The organism is Reyranella soli, from assembly GCF_007992495.1.
Lineage (GTDB): Bacteria > Pseudomonadota > Alphaproteobacteria > Reyranellales > Reyranellaceae > Reyranella > Reyranella soli.
This window is the reverse complement of record NZ_BKAJ01000217.1, coordinates 1-14,657: the sequence shown is the minus strand read 5'-3', so window position 1 is coordinate 14,657 and position 14,657 is coordinate 1. Positions and strand designations below refer to the sequence as shown.

Sequence of the window (14,657 nt, the reverse complement as noted above, 5' to 3'; positions counted from 1 at the left end):
CCTTTTAAGCATAACCTACTGAAGTAACTTGAAAATAGCTGCACGAGACCTCCGAAAACGGCCTGACGGTGTTTTATGTGTTGGGGGCCTCGCATGCTGACCGATGTCGCTCTTAAGAACCTGAAATCAAAGGAAAAACCATACAAGATCACGGACCGGGACGGCATGTACGTCCACGTGTCTCCCGGTGGGACGCTCTCTTTCCGGCTCGACTACCGTCTGAACGGCCGACGGGAGACGGTGAATTTCGGCAAGTACGGACGTGACGGCATCTCCCTCCTGCGGGCGCGCGAGATGTGCCTCGATGCCAAGCGCGCCGTTAGAGAGGGCAGGTCGCCGGCAATCGAGAAGCAGCGCGATAAGCGCCGCCTGAAGGAGGCGAAAAGCTTCGGCCAGTTTGGCGAGCGGTGGCTTTCCAGCGACGTCATGGCCGAGAGCACGCGCGCCATGCGCAAGTCGATCTTCGAGCGAGACCTGCTGCCGGCGTGGCGCAACAGGCTTCTGACCGAGATCGAACCGGATGATCTCCGGGCGCATTGTGCGAAGATCGTCGCGAGGGGCGCGCCGGCGACCGCCATCCACGTACGGGACATTGTCAAGCAGATCTATGGCTTCGCGATTCTTCATGGCGAGAAGGTCGCCAATCCCGCCGACGATGTCGGGCCGTCGTCGATCGCCCACTTCGTCCCGAGAGACCGGTCGCTCTCGCCGACTGAAATCAGGATCATGCTTAAGCAGTTGGAGCACGATCTGGGACGAGATCGACTTCGAGAACGCAGTGTGGACGATTCCTAAGGAGCGAATGAAGCGCTCCAAGGCGCACAACGTCTACCTGTCCCGCCAGGCTCTCGACATCATGATCGCTCTGAAGAGCTGCGCCGGAAACTCGAAGTACCTGCTGCCATCGCGCTACGATGCTGATGCCCCGATGTCGCGCGCGACCTTCAACCGGGTAACGTATGCCGTCGTCGATCGCGCCGAGAAGGAAGGCCTGCCGCTCGAGCCCTTCACCGTGCACGACCTGCGCCGGACTGGCTCGACGCTTCTCAACGAGCTCGGCTTCAACAGCGACTGGATCGAGAAGTGTCTCGCGCACGAGGATGGACGCTCATCGCGCGGCGTCTACAACAAGGCCGAGTACGAGGTTCAGAGGCGCCACATGATGCAGGAGTGGTCGGACATCGTCGATGCCTGGGTGGCCGGCGAGAAGCACATGCCAGTTCTCATTCCGCCGTCGATGCCGCTGTTGGCCCTCGATCCTTCACTTTGACGGGGCGCGCGCGGCGTTTAGCGACATCCGGGTGCTGAGCCCGCGGGATCGGCGTCGATCGGCGAGACCCGAGCCACGCCTCGACCTCGGCCAAGTCCCAGACAACACATCTCGGCGAGAGGGCGAAGCGCCGTGGGAACTCGCCGCGCTGCTCCATCTCGTAGATCGTGCTGTCGGCCAGCGGCACTATCTCGCGCAGCTGCTGCCGGCGGATCGTCCGCCTGATCGGGGTCTCCGAAACGCGGCCCATGTTCGCCTCCTCGGTTTGACGAGGAGATTGAAAGCGATAGTGACTGACGGACGAAAGGCGTTTCCAGGCGCCGTAGGGCAGTGGCGGGCTCAGGGCTAGAAATCGGACGGCACAGCGAGAAGGTGAATGCTCGTGTTTAGCCAATGCACCTAAAGACGAGATCAGTGGCGGCGCTTGCCAAGGTCGGGGTCGAGGGTTCGAATCCCTTCGCCCCCTCCCACTTTCTTCAAGCAAATCAACGGCTGAGAAGGGTCACTCGGGGACTTCTTCTGCTTCCCCGCCTCCGGCACGAAAGCCGGGGAAGCATGGGGGAAGCAGACAGAGGCGAAACGTAGCGGGCTCTCGGTCGCCGTCCGAGTGTGCAGCCTCCGCAGACCACGATCCGTCAGCAGGACTCGCCGCAACAGAAGCGGCCGGGCTCGGCCACAAACGTCGGCTTTAGACGCGTCAGTGCGGCGCGGGAGCTGGGCATCCCGTTCGATCAAGTCCTTGATTGGCGTCTCGATGCTCAAACCGAACCTCTCGTTTCGAAGCCCTTAACGTTCATTGCCATCGTGGCCGCTCGTTGCTCCACTCGCCAATGCGTCGAGACTAGAACGCTAACGTTGCCTGCGTTTGCCGTGCGATCGGCAGCTCAATTCGGAAGGCCCCGATCGACAGCGGCTGCAGCAGCTCGCGTTCGGGGCGCGAGAGATCCAACCAGTCCATCCGCTGCCGACGCCTCAGCACGGCCACCTGCCGGTCATAGTAGGGCGCGACATCGCCGCTCGCTTCAATGGTGACCACAACGTAAGCCTCCGGCCAGTCATGCGAGGCTGGCCGCCAGATACCGGCGAAGTAGAACCAGTCGCCGTCAGCGAGCGAGAACGCCAATCGCCGGCCTCGGTGGGTGAGCCGGAATTCCGAAGCCGGGACTAGGCAGCGATGACTGGGAAACGTCCGGCCCTCGGCGCGCACGAGCCTGAACGGGCGCTCGCCCGGCTCCTTTGGACGGAGGCCCCAGGGCAGCTCAACCACCATCTCCACGCCTTCGTCGCCGTGCCGTACGATGATGCGGCGTTCGTCGACTGGGGCGTCCATATCGAACGTGGTCGTCTTCATAAATGAGAACACGATAGGAACATCGGCCAAGCGCAACGAGGCTGGAGGACCAAATGTGCAATGACTATCGCCTCCACGTGGGTGCCGGGGAGATCGCCGACGACTTCTCCAGCATCAAAATCAGGATCCGCTTCCCCGAAGGCACACCGAACCTCGAGTCACGTGACGACATCAAGATCACCGACACCGCGCCGATCGTGCGCACCGTCGACGGCGAGCGCGAAGCGGGCGAACTGGTGCAGCGCCGGTGGAGCTGGCCGGGCAGAACGGTCGGCCGGTCTACAACTTTCGGAGAACCGCGAGTTCTCGTCGGGTCGCTGCTTGATCATCGCCGACGGCTTCTACGAGTTTACCGATCCGAAGGATCCCAAGAAGAAGCGCAAGGACAAATGGCTCTTCACCAAGCGCGGCGAACCCTGGTTCTGCTTCGCTGGCATCTGGAGGAAGAATGCCGATGTCGGCGAGGCCTTCACAATGTTGACCATGGCGCCAAGCCCTGACATCGCGCCGTATCATGATCGCCAGATCGCGATTCTGGACCGCTCCCAGTGGGCCGAGTGGCTCGATGTGTCTGCTCGCACGCTCTTGAGGCCGCTGCCGGCAGGTTCACTCGCCGTCGAACAAGTGGGCTGACGTTCGATGACGTTACGGGCGATCTTTATGCCGAAGGCGTTATCAATACGACGACGCCCCTTTTTCCGGGAACAGAAGTTCCGTTCTCGATTGTGGGCGAGACGATGCGGATCGACTTTCCGATTCCGGTCGACAAATTGCGTTTGGGGCCATTGCATGCGACTTGGGCCTCGATCAGCATCAGTGTCAGTCCGGACGATCTTGAGCTTGTGGGAGGCCTGGGGTTCGAGTTCGAGGGGCTGGGCAGCGGTCGGCTCGAGGCTCGCGCGGCCAAAGCGATTGGCGGTGGCGCGCCTGCCGGGGTCAGGACCCGAGACGATGGCGGCTTCTGAGCAAGTCCAGCGGGCCATCTTGGATGCACGCACCGTCGATCTTGCCGCATCGCCATCAAGCTGGCGGTGCTGAGCGAGTCCGATTGCGGCGGCCCGATCCGCGGCATGGTGCGCGATCTGGCTGCCGCCGGCATCATCACGCCGCGCATTGCGCTGCGATCGGTACGGGGGACCTCGGCCTTAGTGGTGCCCCAAGGCATCAGCACGGGCCTAGTGCCATGTCCCAAGAGCCGCGCCGCGCGGTCCTAGTGGCCGCGATCGGACAGCGATGCCCTATTGCGGGGAGCCGATGATGGGCCCCGACCGCTGGCCGAGCTGGGACCACATCAAACCCAAGTCGAAGCGCTACAAACTCACGGCCGACAACCGAGCCATCGTGTGTTCGCCCTGCAACAAGGCCAAGGGTTCGCTGTCGCTACACACATTTTACAACCGGTTGGTTCGAACTGGCGACCGCAGAGCGCCACATGTCGAGCGGTTCATGCAATACAAACTGGGACAGCAAGACTGTCTAGTTTCTGTTGTCGGCCCTTTTCGCTTTAGACATCAGGCTCAACCGGGCGCAGCCTTCACTTCGCGCTGAGTTCGTGGTGCCACAACGCATAGCGCGGAGTGCCACATGACGCTTACTCCTCACACCAAACGCGGGCGTTTGTTTGTCGGTGTTGCAGCGCTTCTTTTAGTGAATACCGGAGCTAGCGCGCCGAAGGCAGAAGAAGCTGGCCACAACCAGTTCCACGATAGTCACTATCGTCATTGGAAGCAGCCGGGCACCAATATCTCATGCTGTTCCCATCAAGATTGCGCACCGGTGGCGGCCGAGTTTCGCCAAGGTCAATGGTTTGCCCTACGCCAGGCCGAATGGTTCGCGCCTCCAGATGAGTTAGGCCCTGGTGAGTGGCTGCCGTTGCGGGAAAGAGCCTGGGTCGCAGTGCCGGAGGAACGGATACTTTACGTACCCAATCCGACGGTAGAGGGCGCACACCTTTGTTATTCGAAGGGCGCGTTCATTTGCTTTGTCCCCCCTAATACTGGTGGCTAATGGGGCTTGCCAACCCTGCCAAAGGGCGAACGGCTCCCCGTCGCTGCAGCGCTTCATTAGTCTCCTCATCCACGCCGGAGATCCACGGGCGATCCGCGCAGCGGCCTTCTTGCAATCATCGCGTCTAGCCCGGTTTTTCTGCCAGTGGAATCGTTTTAGGCTCCGTCCGGTAGCTGAGGACTCCCCGAGCCTCAATAACGTCGGGTGGATGGCCGAGGGCGGCGGCCGGCTACTTCTTGCGAGTGGCCTTCTTCGGCAACGACCAAATCCAGAACTCTCATGGCCTCCCCCGATCGGTCGTATTGTGCAAGACTATTACCACCGAGCAAGGGGGCTAGATGAATCATTGGCGGATGGCGACTTTGGCAATTGTTCTGGCGGAGGGTCCGGCCGCGGATTGCTGGGCCTGGGGCGCCACGGGCCACGAGTGGGTAAGTGGTATCGCGATCGAGAAGTTGCCCGACACCGTTCCTGAATTCGTCCGTACACCGACGGCTGCGGCCGAGATTGGCCGTTATGGGCCGAGAGCTCGACCGCTCCAAAGGCGCCGGCAAGACGCACGACGCAGAGCGCGATCCGGGGCACTACGTTGACTTGGCTGACGATGGCTCGGTTGAGGGCGTATTACCGCTGGCCCAGCTCCCGGATACCCGCGAGCAGTATGATACGTTGCTGCGAGCCAAGGGCCTAACGCAGTACAAGGCGGGCTACCTCCCATACTCTATCGTCGACGGGTATCAGCAGCTTCGGAAGGACTTCGCCTATTGGCGCGCACTGACAAAGGCGATTGAAACTGCCCAGAACGCGAGGAGCGCGCTTGGTTCGAGGCCGATCTTAGGCTGCGCGAAAAGTTGACGCGCAGCGTTGAGATCGGTGCTCAGCAAAGGAGAAAGTCCAGTTACGAGCCAAGCGACGAAAATGACAGTCGGCGCTGAAAGGGTCAGGCGCTTGCTGCCAAGAATGGATTCGCGGAGCCCTGTGAGGCGATCCTTGAGGTTTGTCGAGGCCACCCTACTCCCCCCTTCCGATAGAAAGGGATACTCTCCCGCAAAGGTAGCGGCCAGTGTTGTACGGGCCGATCGCAGCGCCCGCGAGAGCGGCTTCAGCAGACCGAAGCCCAGGTGCGGCGCCTAGAAGAGAACAGCGGGGCCCGACCGCTGGTGTTGCCGGCCGGGCTTTCGGGGCGGGCTGTCTGCTTACGGGCTTGCGGTCATCTCCAGTCCTACAGCGCGCGGCGTGACGATGCCGGCGGCAGCCAGATCGCGCACGATGCTGGTCACATCCTCGCTGCAGTCGGATTCGCTCAGCACCGCCAGCTTGATGGCGATACCTGTCAGGTCGATGGTGTGCGCGTCATAGCGTAGTGCTATGGCTGGAAGCAATCGCTGATCCCGAACCGGCCCGAGGGCGATGGCGCCCCAGTCTCAAGACCGACTATCAAGAAGACTTTCATGACCCACGATGGGTCGCGCAACGTCTCTGGCTCGAGCTGCAATCCCTACCGTAGAAAGGGCGTGCAGGGGCCAATCATAAGTGGATTTGAGGCGATGTCTCACGTCAGGCACAAACCTTCGTCATTCGAAGAGTATTGGTTGGCGTCAAAGGCTTGGGAGCGCAAGGGTCTGCCGCTCGGCACTGCCCGGGCTTTGGAGAATGCAGGCTTCCTCACGATCGATGACCTTGAGTCGGCGCCCCTCTGGGAGCTCGCAGCCGTTCCCCGAGTCGGCAAAAAGAGTTTCACCATTTTGCTCGACCTGCGGCGGAGGCTTCCCGAGGCCTCGATGAGCCGGGGAGCCCACAACTAAGAGCGCATCCAACAAGGTTAAGAGGCGGGCCCGCGCGGACAGTGGTGTGGGTCACTGCCGGGTGGGGTGGGCTGCAACAAAGCGATCAGGCGGCCTCGACATGGAAGCCGTCGACGCTCTTCCGCCCGCCGCCCGTTCGATCTTGCGTCCGCGTAGTTCACGGCTCGAGTGGGCAACTTTCCGCCTTGCCGCTTTCCGGCTAGCCGATCAACGGCCGCAACTTGCCGCTGCGGGACCTCGATCTCGTCAAGGCGCCGAGCTGGGGTACGGCCGAAAATCAGTGTGTGGTCGGACCGCGAGACTTCGGCGCGGTTGGATCGCCGAGCTTCGGTGCAATCGTGCCAGCAGTCGTCGGTGCGGTGATGTCTTGCGCGATGCTCTTCAGATCCTCACCAAACCACCGAAGCACATCAGGACTTGCATTAGTATGCAAGACCACTCTCCTATCCGGCGTCACGACAGCCAGAATGTGTGACACATTTAAGGCGAGATTCCCTTTGCCGCCGGCAGATCAGTTCATCGGCCTCTTTTAGGATCGAGCGTATTACGGTCGCCGGATCTGTCATTTGTCGCCTCATGGTCTTGCAACGTCGCCGCTTGTTTGTAGGTTGCCCGCTACACCAAGGCCGCCATGGTGGCCCCTTCCGCCTAGTCGCCACGATGGGCGATCCATACAGACAGACCTACCTTGCGAGAATAACACCCCGCCAGGACTAACCCTTTATCTCACCTGGACCGAGGACAACCTGCTGAGGCAGGTGTTCATATCAGGGACAGCGGGAGGACAAGCCAGCGCGCCAGGTCGTGAGGCCGGTTCCTCATCCGCCACGGCACCTTCGCTAGAAACACAGAAGCGCGCCCGGCTCAGGACTCGGGCGGCGCTCTTTGCTTCCGTCACGGCGATTGCCGTCTCTGGGGGAGAGTAGAAGCATTCACGTAACGGCGCACCTCGACAAGAGTTACCGGGCTTGTCGTGATCGGTTGGTGATGTTGGGAGTGTCCGCGCTGACCCGCTAAATTGCGATCTGCTCTCACGGCAGGATTTGGCGGGAAAGTATTAGGCTGGGTCTCGTGGGTGGGATCAAATGCCTTTGTACTGGACGATCGATTCCAAGAATCGCCTTTTCACCGGGGTTAGCGAAGGAGAAGTCACTTTTCACGACGCCATATCGCTCCTGGAAGCGCTAGCCGGCGCCAAGGCTCTATCTTACCGCAAGCTGTTCGACGGCCGCGCGGTGCAACCTACGATGACCGGCGATGAGGTCCTCGCGGTCTGTGCCAGAATCAGGGCCTGTCACGACCATGCCAGCGTAGGCGCCCTGGCCATAGTGGGTACCCACGAACAGACCGTCAGGTTTGCTCGGCTTCTGGGCGCACTGGCTACCGCCGACCGACCGATGAAGATATTTACCAGTTTGCGGCAGGCTCGCTCATGGCTGGACCAACAGGCTCCTGCCTAGGCATGTGGCCTGGCGGCAACACCTTTCGGCGGCGGACTACCGACGATGAAACTTTATGCACCTAATGGCGTTGGGGTGCCCTAGGGGGCACCGACGATGGCGCAGAAGCCCATTGATAAGCAGCTTGCGTTGGAAATGCGTGACCTCGCGCGCCGCGCCAGGCGATTGGCCCAACCCAAATCCACGGCCCTGATAGGGCACGACTGACGCAGTTTGCTGCGCAGCTGGAGAGCGAGGCAGACGCCCTTGAACGTGCGATGCCCGGGCTATCCCTACCCCCAGTCGCCCCTCCACAAATACAGCAGCAGCAGGTTCAGCACCAGCAATCGGCTGACTCGTCGGCCCACGCCAATGAGCCGAAGAAAACAGGACTAAGGCGAGAGCTCTCTATCGGCCTTTCAGCCGATCAAGCAGCGTCGATGTGGAAGCCGTCGGTGGTCCTGACGATCCAGTCACCGACATTGGCGGCCGCCCGCCGCCCGTCCGGCGTCTCAACTGAAACTGTTCCGTTACTCTCCCGAAAGGCCACGAGTTCGCTGTCGGCATGCAGGGCGCAGATCGCCTCCCATGCCTTGTCGTCGCCAGTCCATTGGACCCTGCCGAACGTCGGCATCGTGCGACTCCCTTTGAATCACGGCCGGACAACGCCATCGTCGCTCTGGTCGTTGCTCCTGCGGTAGCCGGGCGTAAAGGGAATTCCGTCTCCATCGTGCCAGACCGTGGTCAAGGCCGATCGGCAGGCCGGGCACGCGACCCGGGGCCCGTCCATATCCTATTCCAGGGCGGCAGGTGCTTGGCAGCCTGGCTGACCTCCCAATGGGGCAAGCAGCGCGGGCACTCGATACTGCACCAGGGCATGGCCCGGCCGGGCGGAATGAAATCGCGTGCTTGCGGCTTGATGATGATGTGACCGAGGCAACCGCAGGGGCGTGGTGGGTGAGCGCTGCCATAGGTTCGATCAACGGAGCGCACGAACCGCGTGCCCATGAAAGCGCGGCCGCGCAGCCGATCATCGGCAAGGTCGATCGGGCCTGTTTGCCGATAGCAGTTCGGGCAGTAGATGCGGACCCTCGAGGCTGAGCTTGGCGATGTCGTCGAAGGTCTGGAATGGAAAGGCGCGCAGCATGCGCTTGAGTTAGGGAGCGGCCAAATCTGAATCATTGGCCTGCACTGACAGCAAATGGTGCGGCATGCGGGCGCGCTGTCGTGCTGGCGCCCATCGTCGCCGCCGTCCTTGGTCTGAGCGCACCCTTAGTCGGGCACAACGCGATAGCCGCACACATTGGCATAGGTAACGTACTCCATGGGACGCGGTCCTTGGCCCGGGGCTACTTTTAGGCGGGCAGTGGAGTTAGCACCGAAAGTCGTTCTAACGTCGCCGTCGAAGCTGCCATCCGAGTTCACGCGCGTGGCAAACGTGGGAGCACCCGAGGCGCGTCCCGCGTCATAGAGATAAAGGTTCAGGCCTGTCTGTCGGACGCGACCTCGATTGCCAGAACTGCACTTCTGAACATTGCCGCTCACTTGCTGAACCGAGACCCTCCACTCGATCGTGCTTTCGGGCGTTGCAGAAGCCGCGACAGGTCGCATCGCATACCTGCACCCGGGCAAGCTACGCGGCGCGGTCATCTGGAGGTTCTTGTTCAGGGCGTTGCCGGCGATAATGACAGTTCCCGCACCTGATGCAGCGGTAAACGAAAGAGAAACGGCTCCATCTGGTGAGATCGGTGCGGTAAAGGTTGCATTCGCAGGCGTCTTCACCGTCATTGTGCCGTTCGCCGCGCTGAACTCGAAAGTGCGAACAGTGTCTGGACACTTCGTTGATGGGTCCGGAATCAAAATCGACTCAGCCTGCCAAGTCTCAGCATGCACGACCGAGGAGAATGATAGTAACAGTCCAAAGACAATTGAGCGCGTCATAGGCTTAAGCATGTCCCTCTTCCCCGCTTTGGCTAGCAATGATGAGCACAATCGGAGTTAAACGCGCCTAACGGTAGCGCGGGCTAGGCACATTTGCGACATACGAGGGCGATGACATGCAAGCGACGCCGCGGTGCGCGATGCGTCCGCACCTACAGGGCACCCCAGGCGTCGAGGTAGGTAACCTCATCGACCGGGCGGCGGCGGAGGGGCCGAACCTGTCGCGGGGTAGCCAAACGGTACAAGGGCATACGTTCGGCGCTGTCAGGAAGGCCCAAGAAAAGCCTTGATCTCGGCCTCGTAGGGTCGTGAGGCACCACCGATGCCGGAGGCCCTTGCCGCCGATAGCAGGTTCTGGATGGCGGGATAGATCGAGGAGCCATGAGGGCGCCTAGATCCTCGCCCGACGCTCGGCAGATGGCGACGGTCCTGCCGTAGCGGTCCCGGTCCTTCTCCTGGCAGACGATCGATCGGCCTGCCGTCAGTGCCTGCAGCCTGATCGCGGCCATTCGGCCGGCCGGCCAGCCATCAGGACACGTCTGCGCAAGCTCGGGCGCATCGACGCCCCAGAGCCGGTATCTGAGGCCTCCCTGCTTGAGGGTGTCGCCATCGGTGATCGTCTGAGCTGCGCAAGGCGATGCAGCGGTCAGAGCTGCCGCGAGCAAACGAACCTTGCCCATCTCAGATCGGTCCGTCGCCTCAGCTGCCCCTTATTTGCGCGGTTTGCGGCCGCTCTGCACCGCGGCAGGGCTTGCTGCGCCCATGGCCTTGACCATCTCGAAGATGCGCTTGCGCACGCGGCCTGCGCGGATCTTGTAGTAGGCGCGCACCAGTTCCAGCGTCTCACGCTTGATCAGTGGATCCATCTCGTCGAGCGGCGTTCCGGCGTCGCCGGAGGCCTTGCGTCCACGGCCTGCCAGGCTTGCCCCGCGTTGGACGGCATCTCGTCGAAGAAGTACGACACCGGCACATCGAGCACCTTGGCGAACTCATAGAGCCGGCTCGAGCTGATGCGGTTTGAACCACGCTCGTACTTCTGGACCTGCTGAAAGGTGAGTCCGACGGCATCGCCGACCTTGGTCTGGCTCATGCCAAGCAGCGTCCGCCGTTGCCGCATTCGAGAACCAACATGCACGTCTACAGGATGAGATTTTGCCAAGGTCTGCCTCACTGATTTTGCGGACCGCACCGTACCGTTCGTACGCGATTCCTCAAGTGCATCCGGGTCAAGCAAGCCCGCAAAGGTTGCGGCATGGCATTTGGACAAGCGACTCAAAAAAGTGGGACCCTGGCTCTGGAAAGAGCAAGGAAATCAGCGACCAAGGATAGTGTCCCACTACGATATAACCCGCTGGCATGCCTCACTTCCGGCCCTCCGTCTCGGGGCACCACTACCCAGCTAAGTGCCCGCGGTAGCTGCAGAGAAGTGTTCTGCCACAGGTTTGAAGGGACAATCGACAGCATTCCTTCGACAGTTGGCTTGGGGCTCGTAATGATATCGAGCCGGTTTAGAGACGCTGCTATCTCCAGGAATCCTTCCTGCCACGGCCCTGATTGGACTCGCTGCTTGTCACGGGGCCGATTGTCATCGCTTTCAGGATCTTCGCCCGTAAAGTCTCGCCAGGCGCTGGAACCGTCAAACGGACTGTTTAGAAACAAAGATAGAGGCGTACTGACCAAGGTGGATTTTGACAGCTATTTAGATGAATTGGCGGCTGCGGCCACGCTGTCATTTGGCAAGATTTTTCATATGGCTGCTGGCTGTCGTCTTCAGCTAAGCAAACATGATCTTGTCGCGGTTGGAGCCCGTATACTCAGCCACGAAGTCGACCAATTGATGGGCAGGGTCGCCGTAGTCGCGGCGTCCGATGAACTCTACGAGCAGGCTGAAAAGTTCAATTCCAAAGTACTTGCAGATAGACCATTGCGGATCTTTCGCGATGCTGCGTCGGCGTTCGCGTGGCTCACTGATGCACCGATCGACCGCAGTCCGCTGTCTATCTCAGACGATCATGGACGCTAGGGCCGGTTTGGGGCGGGCAGCAAGGGCTTTGAAAAAGCGCAGCCATTCCCAGTTGTACGAAATCGGCCTACAAACTAACGGACGTCCAACCATCGGAGGAAGGATGGCGAACCCCGATGTAGCCCCGAAGAAGCGGCTTGCGATCACGTCCGAGGTCAACGCCGCCCAGGGCAAGGTGCGCTTGGCCTTCTCGCAGCCTTGCGTCTGGGTTGACATGTCCCCGTTCGAGGCTCGGTCACTGGCCCAGAGCCTGATCACCAAGGCTGATGCTCTGGACGCCGCAAAAGCGGGGAGCTGAGGCGACAACTTTCCTGACACGAAGCTCCTTGGCGGCTACTTTCTCAGTCAGCCCACGGGCCACGCTTTTCATCGTTCATGGGGCTGCTCCCAGAACATCTTTGGGAATTCAACGCCAGCCCTGTTTTTCTGCCCGTGGAATCGATTTCGTGTCTGGCCGGCCCTGGGATCATCCCCTCAGGTCGAGGGCACCGCCGTCGTCTCCGTATGTTTTGTCGCGCGCCTTTGCAGGTGTTGTAGTTCACCGCCACCCCGACCGCCGTTGCCGTCTCCCCTGCCTAAGTGGGCCGTTTCGGGACCGCTGCCAAATTGTGCTCAAGGTCCCAAATTTACTCCACCTTCCCAACGCCGGCGCGACACCGCCGCCCACCCAAGAGAAAAGCCCCGCGTCCAATGCGGAGCGTATCGGAGGTAACTCTTGGGGTCTGCGGTCAGCGGCTTGCCGCCGCGAAATGCGCTGCCGCCAGCCGCTACCTCTTGCTCTTTCGCAAGCGAGCTCCAGTGAAGGGATAGCGATCGCATCCGGCCTGGGGCCGCTCTTTTTGCGCTCTGACTGATCGCGAGCTGCTGTCAAACCATGGACGGGCCTAGGTGTGTTCAGCCACATTCGGCCGGCCGGTGCCTTGTATAGAGTTTCAGCCGTTGGGGATCTCCAGGATGGGAGAGACCGGAGACGGCGAGTCGGCGTGTGGGCGGCTCGCCGTCGCCGACGTCCCGCAGCCCAGCCCCGCGCAAACGCCCCGCCGTCTGGCGAGGCAGTCTTGCTGGGTGTGTTTACGCTGACATCTTTGGATGGTCGCCAGCGCCGGACCTTGCTGTCAGGAACTCATCTTCGTTGAGCGTAACAAGAACGCTGTATCCAGCCTGCTCAAGGGCGGCTCGGCGCGCTGCAACAGCGCCCTGTGTGGGATACCTCTCGATCAAGGGCCGACGACTTCTCGGCTCCACGGCCCTCAGCTTATATTTACCGGGGGTTCCTTCCTTGATGATCATAGGCACACAATGCAGTCCTTCGCTGGACTCTCGCACCAGCACGGCCGAGGTACTACTCGTGTCGAAGGCGAGCCGCCGACTGCCGGCCATCGCTATTCGCCGAAGAAAAACGTCCCGCCGGTCGGGCGGGCCGCTGTGGATTTGTCGGGCCGTCGTCAGCAGTCGCGGTTCAGTAGCCCGTCGTCGTCCCGATCACTCACCACCACCCGCCCTGACCGAAGGGCGAAGACACATTCGATCGGAAGCGGCGAGGGATGCCCTTAAGTCGCCAAGACCAAGAGCGAGGAACGGTTCAGATTAGCCGACCAGCGCGAGATCGACGGCATGGTTCCGACGCATCGCCGCCGCCGGCGAGCCCTTGGGCCGAAGGACTTATGAGCTACAACAGAGGTAGCTCGGGAACTAAATCGTTGAGGCGTACCAACCCTCCGAAGCGGCCAGCAATCGTACCCCATGGCGGCTGGAAGGGGTGCGACTGGAGCGGGCGGGACCCTTCGTATTCGACGCCCAGCCGCTCGCGGCTCTCACTCCAGACTGCATCGCGCGAGTAGCGGAGAAAAATATTCTCCTTTCGGTTGTCAGGCGTACGCCGCCGAGAATGTCCGCTATTCTTTGAAGAGGATCATTCCCCGAGTCGTGGTGCGGCTGACGTCGGCTATTACGACGACGCCAGGTGTGAGCCGGATCGATCAGGCGGCCGCAGCGGGCAGTCCGACGAGAGGATCGTTGCTGACGGCATCGTCGTACTGACCAACGTCAGCTAACCACAGACGCACCTCTGTGGTATCACATCAGCAGTTTGGAGCTCGCTCCAACCAGCAGAACAGATGCTCTCTCTGAGAGAAGTTATTCGGGAGAGCAAATCGATGTCAGTCAACGAATTTTAGGGCGCACCGAAAATCCGGCGCGATTCGTTTGACGAAGCCTATCTTTGAGGCGTTGGAAAACGCGCACCCATGGTGCGCCTCACAACGCTTTGATGTTTGGATTGATGGCCACACTTATATCACTTTCTACCGCTTCTCATGGCAGGCGGTGATTGATAGGGCTAACGAGCGACGAGGGAAACGACTGCGTCCCGAGTGTCGCAACATCGAGGGCTATCTACCATGACATGACGGCTCAAGGCGGCAGCGCCGGTGCCATCGCAACAGTAGAGCCGGCCACGCAAAGGTCAGCCATGTAGCAGTGGCGGCCAGCGCGCATGGCATGGTATGGCCGAATCAAAAAAAGGGACTTACGTCTAATGGCAACTCTCAATGTTGGGGCCGGGCAGACCTATGCCACGCTCGCCGCTGCAGTCGCCGACTCACGTGACGGCGATACCATCGCCGTGCAGGCCGGCACCTATGTGAATGACTTCGCGACAATCTCCAAGGACATCACCATCGTCGGTGTCGGCGGCATGGCGAATTTCGTCGCCACCGTGGCGCCGCCCAACGGCAAAGGCATCTTCGTCACACAGGGTGATGTGACGATCCAGAACCTCAGCTTCTCCGGCGCCGCCGTGGCCGACGGGAACGGCGCGGGC

Annotated in this window: 16 protein-coding genes and 2 pseudogenes; 9 read left to right on the top strand and 9 right to left on the bottom strand. The window is 61.1% G+C overall.

Annotated elements, in window-relative coordinates; all coding sequences use genetic code 11:
- Nucleotides 1–93 precede the first annotated feature (93 nt).
- A pseudogene (locus RSO01_RS42500) lies at nucleotides 94–1,270 on the top strand (tyrosine-type recombinase/integrase).
- Here the strand turns inward: RSO01_RS42500 and RSO01_RS42495 are convergent.
- Together RSO01_RS42495 and RSO01_RS42490 are read right to left on the bottom strand one after the other, a co-directional pair.
- Nucleotides 1,224–1,520: a helix-turn-helix transcriptional regulator gene (locus RSO01_RS42495; protein WP_147156667.1), complete on the bottom strand. Its 297-nt coding sequence runs from the start codon at nucleotides 1,518–1,520 to the stop codon at nucleotides 1,224–1,226. The pseudogene RSO01_RS42500 and the gene RSO01_RS42495 overlap by 47 nt on opposite strands.
- A 591-nt stretch (nucleotides 1,521–2,111) precedes the next feature.
- A complete protein-coding gene (locus RSO01_RS42490) occupies nucleotides 2,112–2,621 on the bottom strand; it encodes an SOS response-associated peptidase family protein (protein WP_147156666.1) in 510 nt (169 codons plus the stop codon).
- 53 nt (nucleotides 2,622–2,674) lie between these two features.
- On the opposite strand from RSO01_RS42490, the pseudogene RSO01_RS42485 reads away from it, so the two are divergent.
- The 4 genes and pseudogenes from RSO01_RS42485 to RSO01_RS42470 all read left to right on the top strand — a co-directional run bounded on the left by RSO01_RS42485 (nucleotide 2,675) and on the right by RSO01_RS42470 (nucleotide 4,628).
- A pseudogene (locus RSO01_RS42485) lies at nucleotides 2,675–3,254 on the top strand (SOS response-associated peptidase family protein).
- 104 nt (nucleotides 3,255–3,358) lie between these two features.
- Nucleotides 3,359–3,586, top strand: coding sequence for a hypothetical protein (locus RSO01_RS42480; RefSeq protein ID WP_147156665.1), 228 nt, complete (start codon nucleotides 3,359–3,361; stop codon nucleotides 3,584–3,586).
- 268 nt (nucleotides 3,587–3,854) lie between these two features.
- Nucleotides 3,855–4,169, top strand: a complete 315-nt coding sequence (locus tag RSO01_RS50140; RefSeq protein ID WP_147156664.1) for an HNH endonuclease — start codon at nucleotides 3,855–3,857, stop codon at nucleotides 4,167–4,169.
- Nucleotides 4,170–4,205: 36 nt separating this feature from the next.
- A complete protein-coding gene (locus tag RSO01_RS42470) occupies nucleotides 4,206–4,628 on the top strand; it encodes a hypothetical protein (protein WP_147156663.1) in 423 nt (140 codons plus the stop codon).
- A 761-nt stretch (nucleotides 4,629–5,389) separates the two neighbouring features.
- On the opposite strand, the gene RSO01_RS42465 is transcribed toward RSO01_RS42470, so the two are convergent.
- Both RSO01_RS42465 and RSO01_RS42460 read right to left on the bottom strand, forming a co-directional pair.
- Nucleotides 5,390–5,638: a hypothetical protein gene (locus RSO01_RS42465; protein ID WP_147156662.1), complete on the bottom strand. Its 249-nt coding sequence runs from the start codon at nucleotides 5,636–5,638 to the stop codon at nucleotides 5,390–5,392.
- A 186-nt stretch (nucleotides 5,639–5,824) separates the two neighbouring features.
- Nucleotides 5,825–6,010 (bottom strand): hypothetical protein, encoded by a 186-nt coding sequence (locus RSO01_RS42460; RefSeq protein WP_147156661.1) that lies wholly within the window; start codon nucleotides 6,008–6,010, stop codon nucleotides 5,825–5,827.
- Nucleotides 6,011–7,518: 1,508 nt separating this feature from the next.
- On the opposite strand from RSO01_RS42460, the gene RSO01_RS42455 reads away from it, so the two are divergent.
- The gene (locus tag RSO01_RS42455; RefSeq protein WP_147156660.1) at nucleotides 7,519–7,893 is read left to right on the top strand and encodes a hypothetical protein; all 375 of its coding nucleotides are present in this window, start codon (nucleotides 7,519–7,521) and stop codon (nucleotides 7,891–7,893) included.
- 406 nt (nucleotides 7,894–8,299) lie between these two features.
- On the opposite strand, the gene RSO01_RS42450 is transcribed toward RSO01_RS42455, so the two are convergent.
- The 5 genes from RSO01_RS42450 to RSO01_RS48670 all read right to left on the bottom strand — a co-directional run bounded on the left by RSO01_RS42450 (nucleotide 8,300) and on the right by RSO01_RS48670 (nucleotide 10,903).
- Nucleotides 8,300–8,506 (bottom strand): hypothetical protein, encoded by a 207-nt coding sequence (locus RSO01_RS42450; protein ID WP_147156659.1) that lies wholly within the window; start codon nucleotides 8,504–8,506, stop codon nucleotides 8,300–8,302.
- 638 nt (nucleotides 8,507–9,144) lie between these two features.
- A complete protein-coding gene (locus RSO01_RS42445) occupies nucleotides 9,145–9,825 on the bottom strand; it encodes a hypothetical protein (RefSeq protein WP_147156658.1) in 681 nt (226 codons plus the stop codon).
- Nucleotides 9,826–9,965: 140 nt separating this feature from the next.
- Nucleotides 9,966–10,493: a thermonuclease family protein gene (locus tag RSO01_RS50135; RefSeq protein ID WP_147156657.1), complete on the bottom strand. Its 528-nt coding sequence runs from the start codon at nucleotides 10,491–10,493 to the stop codon at nucleotides 9,966–9,968.
- A gap of 30 nt (nucleotides 10,494–10,523) precedes the next feature.
- Entirely contained in the window at nucleotides 10,524–10,679 is a 156-nt protein-coding gene (locus RSO01_RS48675) for a hypothetical protein (protein WP_218037635.1), read from the bottom strand.
- On the bottom strand, nucleotides 10,667–10,903 hold the full coding sequence (locus tag RSO01_RS48670) for a helix-turn-helix domain-containing protein (RefSeq protein ID WP_246159194.1): 237 nt from the start codon (nucleotides 10,901–10,903) through the stop codon (nucleotides 10,667–10,669). Before RSO01_RS48670 ends, RSO01_RS48675 begins: the two co-directional genes overlap by 13 nt.
- A 591-nt stretch (nucleotides 10,904–11,494) precedes the next feature.
- Here RSO01_RS48670 and RSO01_RS42430 point away from each other — a divergent pair.
- The 3 genes from RSO01_RS42430 to RSO01_RS42420 all read left to right on the top strand — a co-directional run.
- Nucleotides 11,495–11,836: a hypothetical protein gene (locus RSO01_RS42430; RefSeq protein WP_147156656.1), complete on the top strand. Its 342-nt coding sequence runs from the start codon at nucleotides 11,495–11,497 to the stop codon at nucleotides 11,834–11,836.
- Between the two features lie 103 nt (nucleotides 11,837–11,939).
- Entirely contained in the window at nucleotides 11,940–12,134 is a 195-nt protein-coding gene (locus RSO01_RS42425) for a hypothetical protein (protein WP_147156655.1), read from the top strand.
- Nucleotides 12,135–14,372: 2,238 nt separating this feature from the next.
- Nucleotides 14,373–14,657: hypothetical protein (locus RSO01_RS42420; RefSeq protein WP_218037633.1), on the top strand; the 285-nt coding region annotated here is incomplete at its 3' end.